The organism is Arthrobacter sp. SAFR-023 (genome assembly GCF_051965295.1).
In the GTDB taxonomy this organism is placed as follows: domain Bacteria; phylum Actinomycetota; class Actinomycetes; order Actinomycetales; family Micrococcaceae; genus Arthrobacter.
The window spans coordinates 1-13,723 of sequence record NZ_JBQCMF010000020.1 but is presented as its reverse complement, the minus strand read 5'-3'; the positions used below and the strand labels follow the sequence as shown (position 1 = coordinate 13,723).

Annotated in this window: 12 protein-coding genes and 1 pseudogene; 3 read left to right on the top strand and 10 right to left on the bottom strand. The window is 61.7% G+C overall.

The features are described from left to right. The first annotated feature begins 85 nt into the window (after positions 1-85). Positions 86-931 carry a helix-turn-helix transcriptional regulator gene (locus tag ACTHQX_RS18845; protein WP_440158746.1) on the top strand — a complete coding sequence of 282 codons (846 nt, stop codon included), beginning with the start codon at positions 86-88 and terminating at the stop codon, positions 929-931. A gap of 334 nt (positions 932-1,265) precedes the next feature. Here ACTHQX_RS18845 and ACTHQX_RS18840 read toward each other — a convergent pair. From ACTHQX_RS18840 to ACTHQX_RS18795, 10 genes and pseudogenes are all read right to left on the bottom strand, one after another. Next, positions 1,266-1,630 (bottom strand): annotated as a pseudogene (locus tag ACTHQX_RS18840) (recombinase family protein); the annotation flags it as partial. A 637-nt stretch (positions 1,631-2,267) separates the two neighbouring features. Next, a complete protein-coding gene (locus ACTHQX_RS18835; RefSeq protein ID WP_440158747.1) occupies positions 2,268-2,720 on the bottom strand; it encodes a YybH family protein in 453 nt (150 codons plus the stop codon). Between the two features lie 66 nt (positions 2,721-2,786). Further along, on the bottom strand, positions 2,787-3,782 hold the full coding sequence (locus ACTHQX_RS18830; protein ID WP_440158748.1) for a sugar kinase: 996 nt from the start codon (positions 3,780-3,782) through the stop codon (positions 2,787-2,789). Beyond that, the gene (locus ACTHQX_RS18825; RefSeq protein WP_440158749.1) at positions 3,779-4,447 is read right to left on the bottom strand and encodes a bifunctional 4-hydroxy-2-oxoglutarate aldolase/2-dehydro-3-deoxy-phosphogluconate aldolase; all 669 of its coding nucleotides are present in this window, start codon (positions 4,445-4,447) and stop codon (positions 3,779-3,781) included. Before ACTHQX_RS18825 ends, ACTHQX_RS18830 begins: the two co-directional genes overlap by 4 nt. A gap of 109 nt (positions 4,448-4,556) precedes the next feature. After that, positions 4,557-5,282 (bottom strand): FadR/GntR family transcriptional regulator, encoded by a 726-nt coding sequence (locus ACTHQX_RS18820; protein ID WP_440158750.1) that lies wholly within the window; start codon positions 5,280-5,282, stop codon positions 4,557-4,559. Between the two features lie 185 nt (positions 5,283-5,467). Next, a complete protein-coding gene (locus ACTHQX_RS18815; protein ID WP_440158751.1) occupies positions 5,468-6,625 on the bottom strand; it encodes a sugar ABC transporter substrate-binding protein in 1,158 nt (385 codons plus the stop codon). Between the two features lie 127 nt (positions 6,626-6,752). Next, positions 6,753-7,832 carry an ABC transporter permease gene (locus tag ACTHQX_RS18810; RefSeq protein ID WP_440174646.1) on the bottom strand — a complete coding sequence of 360 codons (1,080 nt, stop codon included), beginning with the start codon at positions 7,830-7,832 and terminating at the stop codon, positions 6,753-6,755. Continuing rightward, on the bottom strand, positions 7,829-8,836 hold the full coding sequence (locus tag ACTHQX_RS18805) for an ABC transporter permease (RefSeq protein WP_440158753.1): 1,008 nt from the start codon (positions 8,834-8,836) through the stop codon (positions 7,829-7,831). The genes ACTHQX_RS18810 and ACTHQX_RS18805 overlap by 4 nt, the downstream gene beginning before the upstream one ends. Then, entirely contained in the window at positions 8,833-10,443 is a 1,611-nt protein-coding gene (locus tag ACTHQX_RS18800) for a sugar ABC transporter ATP-binding protein (RefSeq protein WP_440158754.1), read from the bottom strand. The genes ACTHQX_RS18805 and ACTHQX_RS18800 overlap by 4 nt, the downstream gene beginning before the upstream one ends. A gap of 199 nt (positions 10,444-10,642) precedes the next feature. Continuing rightward, on the bottom strand, positions 10,643-11,347 hold the full coding sequence (locus ACTHQX_RS18795) for a cysteine hydrolase family protein (protein ID WP_440158755.1): 705 nt from the start codon (positions 11,345-11,347) through the stop codon (positions 10,643-10,645). A gap of 385 nt (positions 11,348-11,732) precedes the next feature. Between ACTHQX_RS18795 and ACTHQX_RS18790 the strand changes: the two genes are divergently transcribed. Beyond that, on the top strand, positions 11,733-12,734 hold the full coding sequence (locus ACTHQX_RS18790; protein ID WP_440158756.1) for a dihydroxyacetone kinase subunit DhaK: 1,002 nt from the start codon (positions 11,733-11,735) through the stop codon (positions 12,732-12,734). 2 nt (positions 12,735-12,736) lie between these two features. After that, the gene (gene dhaL, locus ACTHQX_RS18785) at positions 12,737-13,381 is read left to right on the top strand and encodes a dihydroxyacetone kinase subunit DhaL (protein WP_440158757.1); all 645 of its coding nucleotides are present in this window, start codon (positions 12,737-12,739) and stop codon (positions 13,379-13,381) included. Positions 13,382-13,723: the final 342 nt, after the last annotated feature.

Below are 13,723 nucleotides of genomic sequence, written 5' to 3'. Positions count from 1 at the left end.
GAATACCATCATGCTGGGCTCCGATGCCCGGTGGAAGATGCTCTTGATACTAGTAGTGAGAGTAATAGAGTAATAGTATTTTCAGGTGCAGGATTCCGGCCGTCGCAAAGAATTGGGTCTTTTCCTTCGGGCGCGCAGGGACCAAGCCGTCCGCGCCGACTACGGCTTGCCGCCGATTGCCCGGAAACGCGAGCGGGGGCTGCGCCGCGAGGAGGTCGCGTTCCTGTCGGGCGTCAGTGTCACCTGGTACACGTGGCTTGAGCAGGGCAGGGACATCAGCCCGTCCCGGCAGGTGCTGGAGGCTGTCAGCCGTGCCCTGCATCTTTCGGATACCGGGCTGGGTTATGTCCTGTCGCTTGGCGGGTACGCCACAGCATCGCCAGCCAGTTCCGAGGCCGCCACGGCGCCGGCCCATATCCAGCGCCTGCTGGACGCTTTGGATCCCAATCCTTCCTTCGCCCTGTTCCCGGACTGGGGCGTGGCGGGCTGGAACAAGGCCTACGCGGCGCTGTATCCGAACATCGCGTCGGTGGCCCCGGCGGACCGCAATCTTCTGTGGCTGGTGTTCACCGACCCCTACGTCCGGGACCTGCTGCCCGACTGGGACGTCACAAGCAAGCGCTTCCTGGCGGAGTTCCGCGCCGAGACCGGGCAACGCCTCGGTGACCCCGACATCCAGCACCAGGTCGAGCGGCTGAAGGAGGCCAGCCCGGAATTTAGGGAAGGCTGGGACCGGTACGACATCCTGGGCTTCGAATCACGTGAGCGGCTGTTCCACCACCCTGCCGTGGGGGTCCTGCAGCTGGAACACCACCAGCTTTCGCCCTCGGACCGGCCCGACCTGCACCTCGTTGTCTACACCCCGGCTCCGGGGAGCGACGCCGCCGCCCAAATGCACTCAATCATGGCCGATGCTCCGGGGGCTTTCTGACGGCGGCTGCGCGGCATAGGCAAAGGGGAGGTCAGTGGCATTAAGGGGTGTCGACTCCATGCATCCCGGCTTCGCCGGGTGGGAGGTCGAGGAGCGTCTTGTAGCCGTCTATGCGGTGGTACATGCAGGTCCCCCTTTCGCCAGGACCCAGATCTGCTCGCCGTCGCGGGTGGCAGCGTCGACGGCTCCCTCCACCGGTGCAGATTCCTGGTCCGGCCGGATGAGGACGACGCTGCGCCCTCAACGAGTTCCCCCCAGTCGGCGACGACCGGGCCGCGGTACCCCTGGAAGGTCTGCCGGGGGAGTGACGTCTATGCTGCGTCAGCGGGATGGCGATCAGCGAGCCTTCAAAATCGGCGAACGCTGCCATGACGGAGAGCATGACGTTGGCCATGGGGAGTCCTCCCCGGTGAAGACCAGGTTCTCTTTGATGAACTCCGCTCGCACGCCCTTGCGGGTCAGAGTCTGGACAAGTGCACGCAGGTCATCGAGGTTGTGGGCGAGCCGGTCCATGCTGTGCACCACGATGGTGTCCCCGTCGCGGGCGAACCGCAGCAGTTCCGCCAGTTCCGGTCTGGACGTGTCTCGGCCCGAAGCTTTGTCTGCGAAGACCCGGTCCAGAACCTGGCCGTCGAGCTGGCGCTTCTCATTCCGGTCCAGCGTGCTGACACGCACGTACCCCATTCGCTGTCCAGCCACCGGTGCCTCCAAGACATCAGCCTGTCGGATTGAGTTCTAGGCCCTCTACAGAAACACGTTAAGAGACCAGAAACATCAACGTCAGGTTGGGGTGCACTCAGCCTGGCGACGGTGAAACTGCGGTCTCACAAGCTGAGGGTTGGGCTGCAGGTGTCAGCCTCGGTGTAGGAGGCACCGAGAATGGGGCGGTTTGGGCGATGGGCCCTGTCGCTGGCGTCAACCATGGATGGCAGCTACACGACCCGTAAGTACATGGTGGGGGCGTGGTGGCCATACGATCAGCATCCCGAAGTCCTGCGCTATCGGCGCCGCCCATGACAGGTGGCGCCGACCGGGTCGCGCTGCGGGGCCGGCCGATGATAGCCCGGGGATAATGGAGTGGTGTCCACGACCCCTGCCCCCTCAGAAGCCCGAAACTCCAACGGGCGCGGCGAGCGGCTGGCCTCCCGGTCAAAGGCTCCCCGGATGTCCGACGTTGCCCGGTCCGCCGGGGTCTCCCAGCAGACGGTGAAGATTGCCGCGCGAGGATCTAGGTTGCAGGGCTTCTTGCCAACCAGCAGAATTGTCCCTGCTCTCCGGCCGCTTTTGACTTCGGCTGATATTGGACAAAAAAGGGCCTCAAAGCTGTCCGGTTCTTTCAGGCTTCGTCCACGGCGAACGGATTCATCATGGCCGCTAGCGCGGATGTGCGGGGTTTTTTCCCTTGGGACGTCCTAGAGGCGTGGTACTGGGCAATCAACCATTTCTGACCGTCCCTGCTGAGCACGAGAGATAGCTGCACCTGCGCCGTTCTGGCGTCTGGGTAGGTGAAGCGGAGGGCGGCGAATCCGCAGACTAGACCTTGAGCCAGCTGGCGGGCTTGGATAATTTGGAAGGTTGCCTTGATACCGGGGGGCAGGGCAGCGAAGCAGTCGAAAATTTCTTTTCGTCCGGTGAGCAGAGTTGGGCTGAGTCCCTGGAAGAGCGCATCGCGTGAAAAGAGCCTGACCATGTCTTCGGGCCTATGCTGGTCAAAGGCCCGTTTCCAGGCCGTTAGTGCCTCTGCCAGGATGCCCTCATTAGGCGTGGCTGCCGGGTTGTTGATTTTCACCTTCGAGGTCTCCGTCCACTTTTGGGCTGGATTTTGCTTTCACACGGAGTGAGTGAGGTGCCGTGTTTATCGGGAGACCGGTTCTGTGGAGTCCAGGAGGTCCAGCTCGTTACGTCGGGGCATGCCTTCCCAGTCTCCGGGCACCAGACAAGCGAATGCGCCAGTCCGGACGGCGGTCAGAAGGCGCTGGGGAACGTCCCGGCCGTTGAGTAGCTCGGCGATGTATCCGGCGACGAAAGCGTCTCCTGCCCCTACTGTGTCAACGGCCCGGATGGGGACTGCACGTTGAGCGTGCGATTGGCCGTGGACGACTGCGACGCAACCGTCGGCGCCGAGTTTTATGACCGCCTGAGATGCTCCCATTTCGTTAATTCGTCGAGCGAGTTCCCAAGGGTCTTGTGCATCGCCTACTGCGATGGCTGCTTCAGCGTCCCCGGCAAACACAACGTCCGCTCTGGGTATTATTCGACGGTACTGGTCGCCCGCTTCTTCCTTGGACCAGAGCGCCGAACGGTAGTTCAAATCAAAGGAGACCAGAGTACCGGCGGCCTGGGCACAGTCGAGGGCGTAGCCGACCGCATCGGCGGCGCTTGCAGACAGCGCCGGGGTGATGCCGGTTATGTGCAGCAGTTTGGCTTGGGCGATCTGCTCGGCTGGGACGTCCTCACGGCATAGGCGGGATCCGGCGCTGCCTTTGCGGTAGTACCAGACCTTTACGGCCTCAGCTGTCCTACGTTCCTTAATCATGAGCCCGGTGGGAGCTGTGTGGTCACGGGAGGCGAGTGTGTTAATGGCTTCCGCTGCGAGTTCACGCAGCACCATTTCTCCCAAACTGTCGGCTCCGACTCTACCTGCCCATGTCACGGAGGTGCCGAGCCTGCGCAGCGCTATCGCAAAGTTGCTCTCTGCACCTCCCATGCCCAGGCTTAGTGAAGCGACGTGGGCAAGGGGCCCGGAGGACTCGGCCTTCATCAGCGCCATGGTTTCACCTATGGTCACGACGTCGGTGACATTGCGGGGGGTGACAGCAGCGCTATCAGCCTCGGAATCCACAGTGATCACCGGTTTGTGCCTTTACGGTCCTTGGCCGCCGCAGATACCAGTTCGGTCACGCGTCGTGCCCTTTCTGTGAGTTGGGCGAGGCTGCCGCCGTCGAAGGCATCACCCAACAGCGGGCCGCCGAGGCTGACGGCGAGGGCGCCGGCCGAAATCCACTGAGGTGCGTCCTCGATGGTGATGCCGCCACTGGGTATGAGCTGCATCTGTGGGAACGGGCCGTGGAGTTGACCGATGTAATCCGGCCCAACAGTGGAAGCGGGGAAGACTTTGACGGCTACCGCGCCCGCACTCCATCCCGCGTGCAGTTCGGTCGGGGTCAGGCCGCCGGGGACTATCGGTATTCCACGAGCCACAGCGGTATTGACGATGTCGAGGTTGGTTGACGGCGTGACCAGGAACTGGGCCCCGACGTCGAGGGCGCGTTCCGCCTGGCCCGTGGTGGTAACCGTGCCGATGCCTATTTCCGCAGTGTCTCCGAAAGCCGTCCTGATCTCCGCCAGATGATCGAACACGCCCTTGGTTGTGAGCGTGAGCTCGATGAACCGGACACCACCGGCGACCAGGCTTTCGATGACGGGCAGATATTTGCTCGCGTGAGTGGTGCGCAACACCGCTATCACCTGGCCCGTGAGCGGAAGCGTGGGCTGTGGGGGAGAAGATGCGACCATATCGCGTTATCCGTTCGTCCATGATGGGTTGGGCTCCGCGGAAAATCCCGGAGGATTTGGCGTTTATGCTGCCGCGGCCAACTATGGAGCGGCGGCGCGAGAGCCCTAGTTAGGTTTGGCTGGCTACCGGTTGTGCCAGGTTTTTGGCGATGTCCCTTTCGACGTCGCGAATATGGGCCACGGCGGCATCTCGTGCCTCGCGCACGCGGCCGGCGACGATGGCGTCAACAATTTTGCCGTGTCCTGCATGGGAGTCTTCGCGACGCCCTGGCAGGGAAATCACCCGAAGCGAATATTTGAGCAGCATCGGCTCCAGGCTGCCGTAGATAGTTGCCAGCAGCTCGTTCTTCGAAGCCTTCGCGATTGTTTGGTGGAGCTTGATGTCCAGCTGCACGAATTCCTCGTCCGAGAGGTCGGGATCCGAGCATGTTTCCATGATGCTCTCCAGCGCGGCAGTGGTGGCGGGCGTGATTCTTTGCGCGGCCCAACCGGCCGCGTCGCGTTCGATCATGCGCCGTACTTCAAACAGCTCGGGCACTGTGAAATCTTCGAACACGAGCAGGTCGGACTGGCCTTGGGCAGCGACGGTATTGCTGACCACGAAGACGCCCACGCCATGACTGCTGCTTACCAGACCGCTTGCCTCGATACCCCGGATTGCTTCGCGCATCGAACTGCGGCTTACCCCGAATTCGTCTGCGAGGACGCGCTCGGCCGGTAGCTTTTCTCCCACAGCATAGGCACCGTTGGTGATCAGTTGCGTCAGCTGGGCAGCGACGGAGTCGGACACTCTGAGCCGCGCCACACGCTCGATCCTGTTTGTAGATTCGGTCATGATCCCTCTTTCGCCAACCCGAAAATGCTCGGTACATTCCTATGATACTGGTCCGGTGGCCTGAACACCGGCCCATTCGGCAACAAAAGACCGGGCGTGGCGGTGACAAAGTTCGCCTTTCCCCGACTGCCCCAGTGGGAGATGGCTTCACACCCTTTAGATACCGATGCGAATGGAGCGTCGGGTCAGTATGTTTTCTTCGGGGCCATGATGCCGTTGATGTACGAGGCGTAAGCTTCGACGTTGTCCTTGGTCACCAGATGCGTCGTGATGTTGGAGATCTTGGGGACATAGTTTTTCAGGACCACGGACTGGAAGGCGGTGTCGATCATCCTGATGGCGTTATCGACGGAATTCACATCCACTGAGGCCGTCAGTTTGCCGTTCCGGATCGCATCCATGCCCGAGAGCAGGCCGTCTGCGCCCACGATCACGATGCCTTGGGACCCGTCCCATTGTTTCAGTCCGGCAGCGTCGACGGCCTGTGAGGCGCCGAGGGCCATGTCTTCGTTTTCTCCGTAGATGGCATTGATGTCGGGGTGCCGGGTGAGGAGGTCTTGGGCGGCGGTGAGTCCCTTGTCGCGCAAATAGCCGCCGTCTGCCGTTCCCACGACTTCGATGCCCGGATTTTCGGACAGGGCCTGGTTGAAGCCGATTAGCCGTGCCTTCGTCCAGTCAGAGCCGGAGGGGCCCATGATCTGAACGATTTTGCCCTTGCCTTTGAGGGTCTCCGCGATATATTTTCCAGCCACATAGCCGGATTGTGTGCGGTTGTCGTAGCCAATGTTGGAGACGGTGTTGATCTGATCTACTGGATAGAGTTCGACGGGCTGGTTGAACTGGAAGATCTTGGTGCCGGCGTTCATGGCGTTCTTATAGACGCCCTGCATGGTGGCGAAGTTGGCGCCTGTGCAGATGAAGACGACGTCGAACTTGCGGCTTGTCCAGGTCTGGACGGTGCTGATCTGTTGTTCAACGGCGTTGAAGTTGCCGGTGGGGGATGACTTTTCCCATTTCCATTTGACCCCGTAGAGGTCTTCCAGTTGTGCCATCCGCGTGAAGGCGGCGTTTTCCATCTGCGTGTAGTACTCGGACAGGACCGGAGGGGTGAATCCAACCTGGACCGTGCGCCCGTTGACGAGTTTTTTGAGGGCGTCGGTGAATTCGGCGCTGCCTTCGGCGCCGCTGCCTCCAGCCCCGCCAGCGCCGGCGGTGGACCCGCCGGGAGGAGTTGTGCAGGCGGTGAGAAGACCGAGTGTCCCCATCAGGGCGCCTGCTCCGAGAATGTTGCGGCGGGTGGATCCTGACGTCCCATTCTCGTTTCGGGTCGAGGTTGTGTCCATTGTATTTCTCCTTTGAAAGGCAGGCAGGGGGTGCGGTGCGGTTGTCTGGCAGGGGAGCGGGATCACTATCAGCCGGTAGCGCTAGCGGGTGGCCGGTGGCGGGTCCCAGGCTTCGGGCAAAGGTGGATCAGCTCAAGGCCTGTTTGGGCATCGCCGAGGGTGCCGATTCTTGTTCTTGCTGCGGGGATTGTTCGATTTCCGCGCTGTTCTGGCGCTGCTGGAAGTAGGCGGTAATGCGATCGAGAAGTACGGCAAGCAACAGGATGATTCCAGTGACGACCTGTTGCCATTCGGACGTGACGCCTGCAATGTTCATCGCGTTTGCGATCAGGGTGATGGTCAGGGCGCCGAGAATGGCCCCCACCATCCGGCCGCGGCCTCCGGTCAGGGCTGCACCGCCGATGATTGCGGCCGTAATGGCCAGGATTTCATAGCCCGTCCCCAGAGTCGGGGCCACGTTGGTGGCGCGTCCGGCGAGGATTACTCCGGCGAGTCCGGCGCACCCACCGCTTACGACATAGGCGAATGTCTTCACCTTCGAGACTGAAATACCCGAGAGCCGGGCCGCGTCCGGGCTGCCTCCGACGGCGTACAGGTAGCGTCCGATGACGGATTTGCGCAGCATGAAGGAGACGAGGATGCACAGGATGATGGCAACTATGATCGGGACACTGATGATGCCGCCGAGCTTGACCTGGCCTCCGACGATCCTGTACTCGGGGGTCATGTAGCGGGTGAAGGGCGTTCCCTTGGTCCAGAGGAACAGCACGCCCCTGGCTACACCGAGCATGGCGAGCGTGGCAACAAAATCGGGCAGCCCCAGCTTTGTGATCATCAGTGAATTCAGCAGGCCGCAAACGAGACCGCAGCCAATGCCTGCTAATAATGCGAGTGGGAAGATGAGCCCTTGGTTGATCAGGAAGGCCGTTACACCGGCCGAGAGGCCCATGACCGAACCAACGGAGAGGTCGATTCCACGGGCGATGAGCACGATCGTCATGCCGAGGGCGAGAAGCAGCACGAAGACCGCTTGGTTTGCTATGTTTTCCCAGTTTCCGAAACTGAGGAAAGACGGTGCCACTAAGGTCATCGTGATGATGAACAGGATGAGCAGGGCCACCAGGCCGGATCCTGGCTTCGCGAGGAGCGTTTCGATCCGGTTGCCGAGGGCTGGTGCGTTCAGGGAAGAAGACATGTCGGGCCTCACTGGGCAGTCTGGGCTGCGGCCGCTGCCGGGGACACCGGGCGGAGCGTGGACTGCAGCCATTTTTGGGCGCCGCGGTCGAAGGCTACCGCGGCAACGATGGCCGCGCCGGTCACGATCGAGAACCAGAGCGGGTCGACCCCGATCAGTTGCAGACCGCGGCTGAGGATGGATAGGAAGAAGGCGCCGAGGGCAGCGCGCCAGATGCTTCCACGGCCACCGGCGAGGGCGACTCCGCCCACTACGCACCCGGCGATCGCTGTCAGCTCATAACCGCCCCCGAGTCCGGGCTGGACGGAGTTGAGGTGGGATGCCAGGAGCACTCCGCCGATGCCGGCAACGATTCCGGAGATGATGAAGACCGAGAACTTGGTCCTGCGCACGCTGACCGCGGCCAAGTACGCCGCGTTCGGGTTGATGCCCACGGCGTAGATCGTGCGTCCGAAAGGTGTTTTGATGAGCGCGACCTCCAGGATGAGCAGGATGACTGCTGTGATGAGCACCCCTGTCGGGATCCCGGCGATTTTTCCTCCCGCGAGGGCGAGGAAGGAGCTGTCCGCGGTTCCGGTCAGCTGCGTGCGGGCTGTGAAGACCTGCAGCACACCAGCCCCGATGCTCAGGGTCGCCAGCGTGACGATAAAGTCACTGACGCCCAGCCCTGCCACGAACGCCCCGTTCACGAGCCCGAAGATCAGCCCGGTGGCGATACCGGCAAGTACAGCAAGGACGGTGGGCGCACCGTTCATGGTGGCGAAGAGGGTAGCGGCTGCGCTCAGGCCGATGTTGGAGCCTATGGACAGGTCGATTCCGCCGCTGATCAGGACGAAGGTCAGGCCGGCCGCCAGCAGCACCGCGGAAACGGATTCGACGAAGGTGTTGTAAATATTGTCGGGGCTTAGGAAATACGGAGATGCGAGGGCAAAGTAAACGCACATGATCAGGAAGACGATCGAAACGGCGATGCCGTCAATGGCAAGTACTCGTGAAGAACGCTGGAAGATGCTCATACTGCTACCGCTCCTCGGGTTGCCAGAGAGATGATTCGTTCGCCGAGTTCGCTGGTTTCGGACGCTGTCTCGTCACGGCCGGTGCTCTCGAGTTCGCCCACTATGGTTCCTTCGCGCATCACGGCAATACGGTCGGATACGCGGATCAGTTCGGGCAGTTCGGAGCTGATCACGATTGCCGCACCTCCCTGGTCAACGAATTCGTAGATAAGCCGGTAGACCTCGGCTTTGGCGCCGACGTCGATGCCCTGGGTGGGCTCATCAAAAATAATCAGATCGGGTTCGGTGAAGAGGCAGCGTGCGATGACGACCTTCTGCTGGTTCCCGCCACTGAGATTGCGGATTTTTTCCTGTACGGAACCCGTCTTTACGCCCAGGTCACTGACGTACCTTTTCGCGGTGGCCGTCTCCTGGCGGCCGCGGAGGAACAGGCCCGCAGCGGCCGTCCTGTTCAGGTCCGAGATTGTGATGTTGCGTTTGATCGAGAAGTCGCCGAGAATAGCGTGGGTTTTGCGCTCTTCGGGCACGTAGGTGATGCCTCTCTGGCGGGCGTCGCGGGGATTGCGGATGACCACGGGCCGGGAATGCAGGAAGATGTTTCCTGAGTCCGGGCGGTCGGCGCCCAGGACGATCATTGCAGTTTCGGTCCGGCCTGCACCGGCGATTCCGGCCAGTCCGAGGATCTCTCCCCGGCGGACGGAGAGGCTGATGTCATGAAGAAGGGGGTGACGGGTGACTGAATCCAGCCGCAGGACCTCGTCCCGGGCCCCGGTGAAGCCGTGCACCCTTCCTTCCTCGACGATCTCTTCCCGTGCTGCCAGGTTGGAGCGCCCGACCATGAGCCGGACGAGCGATTCAGCTGTCTGTCCGGCAGGGTCTACGGTTGCGACGAGCTGGCCATCGCGGAGCACTGTGATGGTGTCGGCCAGCCCGAAGAGCTCATCGAGACGGTGTGTGACCCAGAGCAGGGAGATTCCCCTCTGGCGTAGCTGGCGCATGTAGCTGAACAATGTGAGGCGTTCGTGGTCGGCCAAGCCGGATGTTGGTTCATCCAGGATCAGGACCTGTGTGCGGAAGGCCAATGCTTTGATGATCTGCACGACGTGCTGCTTAAGGGCTCCGAGGGCTTCGACCGGGACTTTAATGTCGTGGTCGGTGAGGCCGAACTCATGCGCGAGTTCAAGTACACGGGAGCGCATTTCTTTTTCGTTGAGAACGCCGGCGACCCGGTTTCTGCCGGTGATGAGTTCGCGGCCGAGGAAGATGTTCTCCACGGCGGTGAGATTCGGGGCAAGTGACTGTTCCTGGTGGACTGTTGAAATGCCGAGGTCCTGGGCGTCCCGGGGGGTCCCGATCGTGACCTCGGAGCCGGCAACCCGGACTGTTCCGGCCGTAGGGGACACCGTTCCGGAAAGGATGTTAATTAGCGTTGACTTTCCCGCGCCGTTCTCGCCGAGAAGTCCGTGGATTTCGCCGGGGCGCAGATCGATGTCGACGTTGGCCAGGGCCACGACGCCGGGGTAGACCTTCCCGACTCCGCGTACGGACACGATGGGATGATCGCCAGTTCCGGCCGCGCCGCTTTGGGAGTTTTCGTTGTTGTTCATTCCAACCTCATTGTCGAAATAGCTTCCGTGTTGTGGTATCCCGGTAACCCGGTGGTCTGATGACTAAGCGTGAACCAGAGGCGTGCGTGCAAGGGAGCCGGGAACGCCGGTTGTCGAGAATTGGAAAGCAGTTAGGAGTAGCTGCCGAGGGCACGTCCCGCCGGTGACCGGCGGGACGTGCCGGTGAATCAAAGAGCGCTCAGACGGCGTCGATGAGTTCGAGGAACTCTTTGCTTGTGCGGACGTCGCCGTGGTTGGCCTGGATGTTCCTCAGCGCCTCCCAGTGCTGGCCATAGCCCAGCGGATCGTCCTGCCCCGAGGGGATGGCTGCGCAGGTGTCGGCGAGAGTGATGATCTTGAAGTCCTGATTGGCTCCGTCGATGGCTGTGGCAATCTGGCAGTTGCCCGTCGAGAGGCCCGCAATCACGAGCGTGTCGGCGCCCGCGCGCCGCATGTACTCGGTGAGCGGCGTGCCGTAAAACGATGAGAAACGGTGCTTGCGGATCACCGGCTCGTCATCCAGCGGCTTGAGTTCGTCGACGAGCTCATCACCGCCGTTGCCCCAGGAACCCGGGAAGCTGCCGAGTTGGCCTTCCAGGCCCCATTTAACGTCGGCGAAGCCGGCGTCCTTACCATCCCCGCGAAGACCCCAGAGCGACCACACGACAGGGATGCCCTTCGCGCGGCAGGCTTCAAGCACGTTCTTGACCGGCTCGATGGTGTCCTTGCCCTCCGGCGCTCCTCCGACACTGGGAATGTACATCGCTCCGCCGGGCTCCGCACACGCCTTCTGCATGTCGAGGACGAGCAGCATCGTCTTCTTCGGATCGATGGTCGGAGCAAGGTAGTGCGAACGGTCGATGACCTTGTCGATGTTTTCGTAGGTGTAGTCCAATGAAGACATTTGTTCTCCTTGTTTCGGGGCGGCAGCCTTGCCGGCACCCATCGGTTTTCCGCACGGTTGCGGTCGTCAAGCCTCACCGGACCCTATTCCGCCGCTAGTGAGCTGGATGGCAGGTGATCCGGTGGTCTGAACACTACGAGACGCCAAATGCACTGTCAATACTTTTTCCTGATTTCCGGCTGCCGCGCCCAACCGCCAGCTATGGCCGGCCCTCCGGGACGCGCATAGCGAGAGTTTTTTCGTCCCCGGCCGAAGGGCGGGGATTGACGGGATCGGTTTTCTAGGGGAAAGTTCTGGTCAGACCACCTGATCATCGAGCCAGGGGCTCCGGTCGGTGTGATCACGGAATTACACGGGCCCTAACGCCGGAGGTAAGCGGAAGCCAATGAAAAAATTTGTGAACGAACCATCGGCTGCGGTGGATGACTACGTGGCGGGGCTGGTGGGCGCGCACCGGGAGATCCTGGAGTGGGACCGCGGGAATCGGGTGCTTCAACGCCGGGAAGCTCCCACTTTTCCGAAAGTCGGGCTCGTGGGGGGCGGTGGGTCAGGCTGCGAACCAACACATACCGGTTTCGTCGGTTACGGGATGCTTGACGCCGCCGCACCTGGGCAGATCTTCACGTCTCCCGTCCCAAACCAGATCGTGGCCGCTACCCGCCGCGCCGATGCGGGAAGGGGGGTTCTGCACATCATCAAGAACTTTACGGGTGAGGTGATGAATTTCGGGATGGCCCAGGAGATCCTGTACTTCGAAGACATCGAGGTGGCCCAGGTTGTCGTTAACGATGACGTGTCGATCCCGGACGACGGTGAAACGGCCGGACGTCGGGGGCTCGGGGCCACGGTCCTCGTCGAAAAGATGGCAGGCGCTGCCGCGGAAGAAGGCAGGGAACTGTCCGAGGTACTGGCCGTTGCCCAGAAAGTGGTCGCCCGCTCGGGAACGTTCGCGGTTGGACTTTCCTCGTGCACTCCTCCTGCACGCGGAAAGCCGGTGTATGAACTTGCCGAAACCGATATGGATCTGGGTATCGGCATCAGCGGTGAACCCGGACGTGAACGGGTCCCGATGGCCAACGCCCGGGAGATTGCACGGCTGATGGTCAGCGAGGTCTTATCCGACCTCGCACCACAGGAAGGCGGTGACCTTCTCATGCTGGTCAACGGGATGGGGGCCACGCCGCACCACGAGCTCTATCTTCTCGCCGGAGAACTGACCGCGGCGGCAGAGGCCCGCGGTGCCTGCGTCACACGTCAGCTGGTGGGAAATTTCGTGACGTCCCTCGACCAGGCGGGCGCCGCAGTAACCTTCCTTGAACTCGACCAGGAGCTGACAAGACTATGGGATGCTCCGGTCCAAACAGCCGCATTGCGGTGGGGGCGATGAAAATGACGACGGAAACCAACCTGACAAGAACCGACTTGGAGCGCTGGATCCTGGATTTCGCAGACCAGATCATCCAACAGCATCTCGTACTCAGCGATTTGGACGCCGCCAGTGGCGACGCGGATCACGGCTCGAACATGGAGCGTGGCATGTCGGCACTGCTCAAATCCGTGCCCGCTTGGGACGGGGCCGCGACTCCAGGGGAGTTCCTGAAGGACGTCGGCCTGCATATCGTTTCTTCGGTCGGAGGGTCCAGCGGTGCGCTCTACGGAACGATCTTCCTTCGGATGGCAAGAGCGGTGGGCGGCGCGCCGGTGATCAACCCGGGACTGTTGTCAGACGCCTTTGAAGCGGCCGCGCAGGGCGTCGTTGAAAGAGGCAAAGTAAAACAAGGAGACAAGACCATGTTCGATGCCCTGGCGCCGTCTGTCCAAACGCTGAAGGCAAAATTGACGGAAGAGAAATCCTTGTCAGAGGCCCTGGAGTCGGCGGCGACTGCGGCTGAAGCCGGCCGCGACGCGACTTCCGACATGGTCGCCCGCAAGGGCAAATCCAGCTACGCGCGGGAAAACTCCAGAGGGTTCATTGATCCCGGGGCGGTGTCCGTTGCCATGCTGATCCGCTCGGCGGCCAGAACCCTCGTATAAACCTTGGCGAGCAGGCGTTCAGGCCGACGCTGCCGCGGCACCATCGATATCCCCAAGGGCCTGCCGAGTCGTGCCGTTCGTTCACTCAGCCCAGGCACAATCGGGGCATTCAAGACCTTGACACCCACGAGCAAATGCGGAAGAGTTCAGACCACCTGATAACCAGATGATTGGCGCGGAGACGTTCACCGGTCCAGCAATGGCGGCCAGTCTGCTGGCCGGGTCGGATCGCACCCTTGAGACCAGCGTTAATCCCGCAGCTATACACAACGAGAAAGTGAGTCACCCATGAGTTTGCATGGATCAAAGATTGCCCTGTTGATTGAGGATGAGTACCAGATC

Bases quoted from the DNA above. Each gene is read 5' to 3' on its own strand.
- ACTHQX_RS18825 (WP_440158749.1), bottom strand. From the start codon at position 4,447: ATGGTCGCATCTTCTCCCCCACAGCCCACGCTTCCGCTCACGGGCCAG.
- ACTHQX_RS18820 (WP_440158750.1), bottom strand. From the start codon at position 5,282: ATGACCGAATCTACAAACAGGATCGAGCGTGTGGCGCGGCTCAGAGTG.
- ACTHQX_RS18815 (WP_440158751.1), bottom strand. From the start codon at position 6,625: ATGGACACAACCTCGACCCGAAACGAGAATGGGACGTCAGGATCCACC.
- ACTHQX_RS18805 (WP_440158753.1), bottom strand. From the start codon at position 8,836: ATGAGCATCTTCCAGCGTTCTTCACGAGTACTTGCCATTGACGGCATC.
- ACTHQX_RS18800 (WP_440158754.1), bottom strand. From the start codon at position 10,443: ATGAACAACAACGAAAACTCCCAAAGCGGCGCGGCCGGAACTGGCGAT.
- ACTHQX_RS18795 (WP_440158755.1), bottom strand. From the start codon at position 11,347: ATGTCTTCATTGGACTACACCTACGAAAACATCGACAAGGTCATCGAC.
- ACTHQX_RS18790 (WP_440158756.1), top strand. From the start codon at position 11,733: ATGAAAAAATTTGTGAACGAACCATCGGCTGCGGTGGATGACTACGTG.
- dhaL (WP_440158757.1), top strand. From the start codon at position 12,737: ATGACGACGGAAACCAACCTGACAAGAACCGACTTGGAGCGCTGGATC.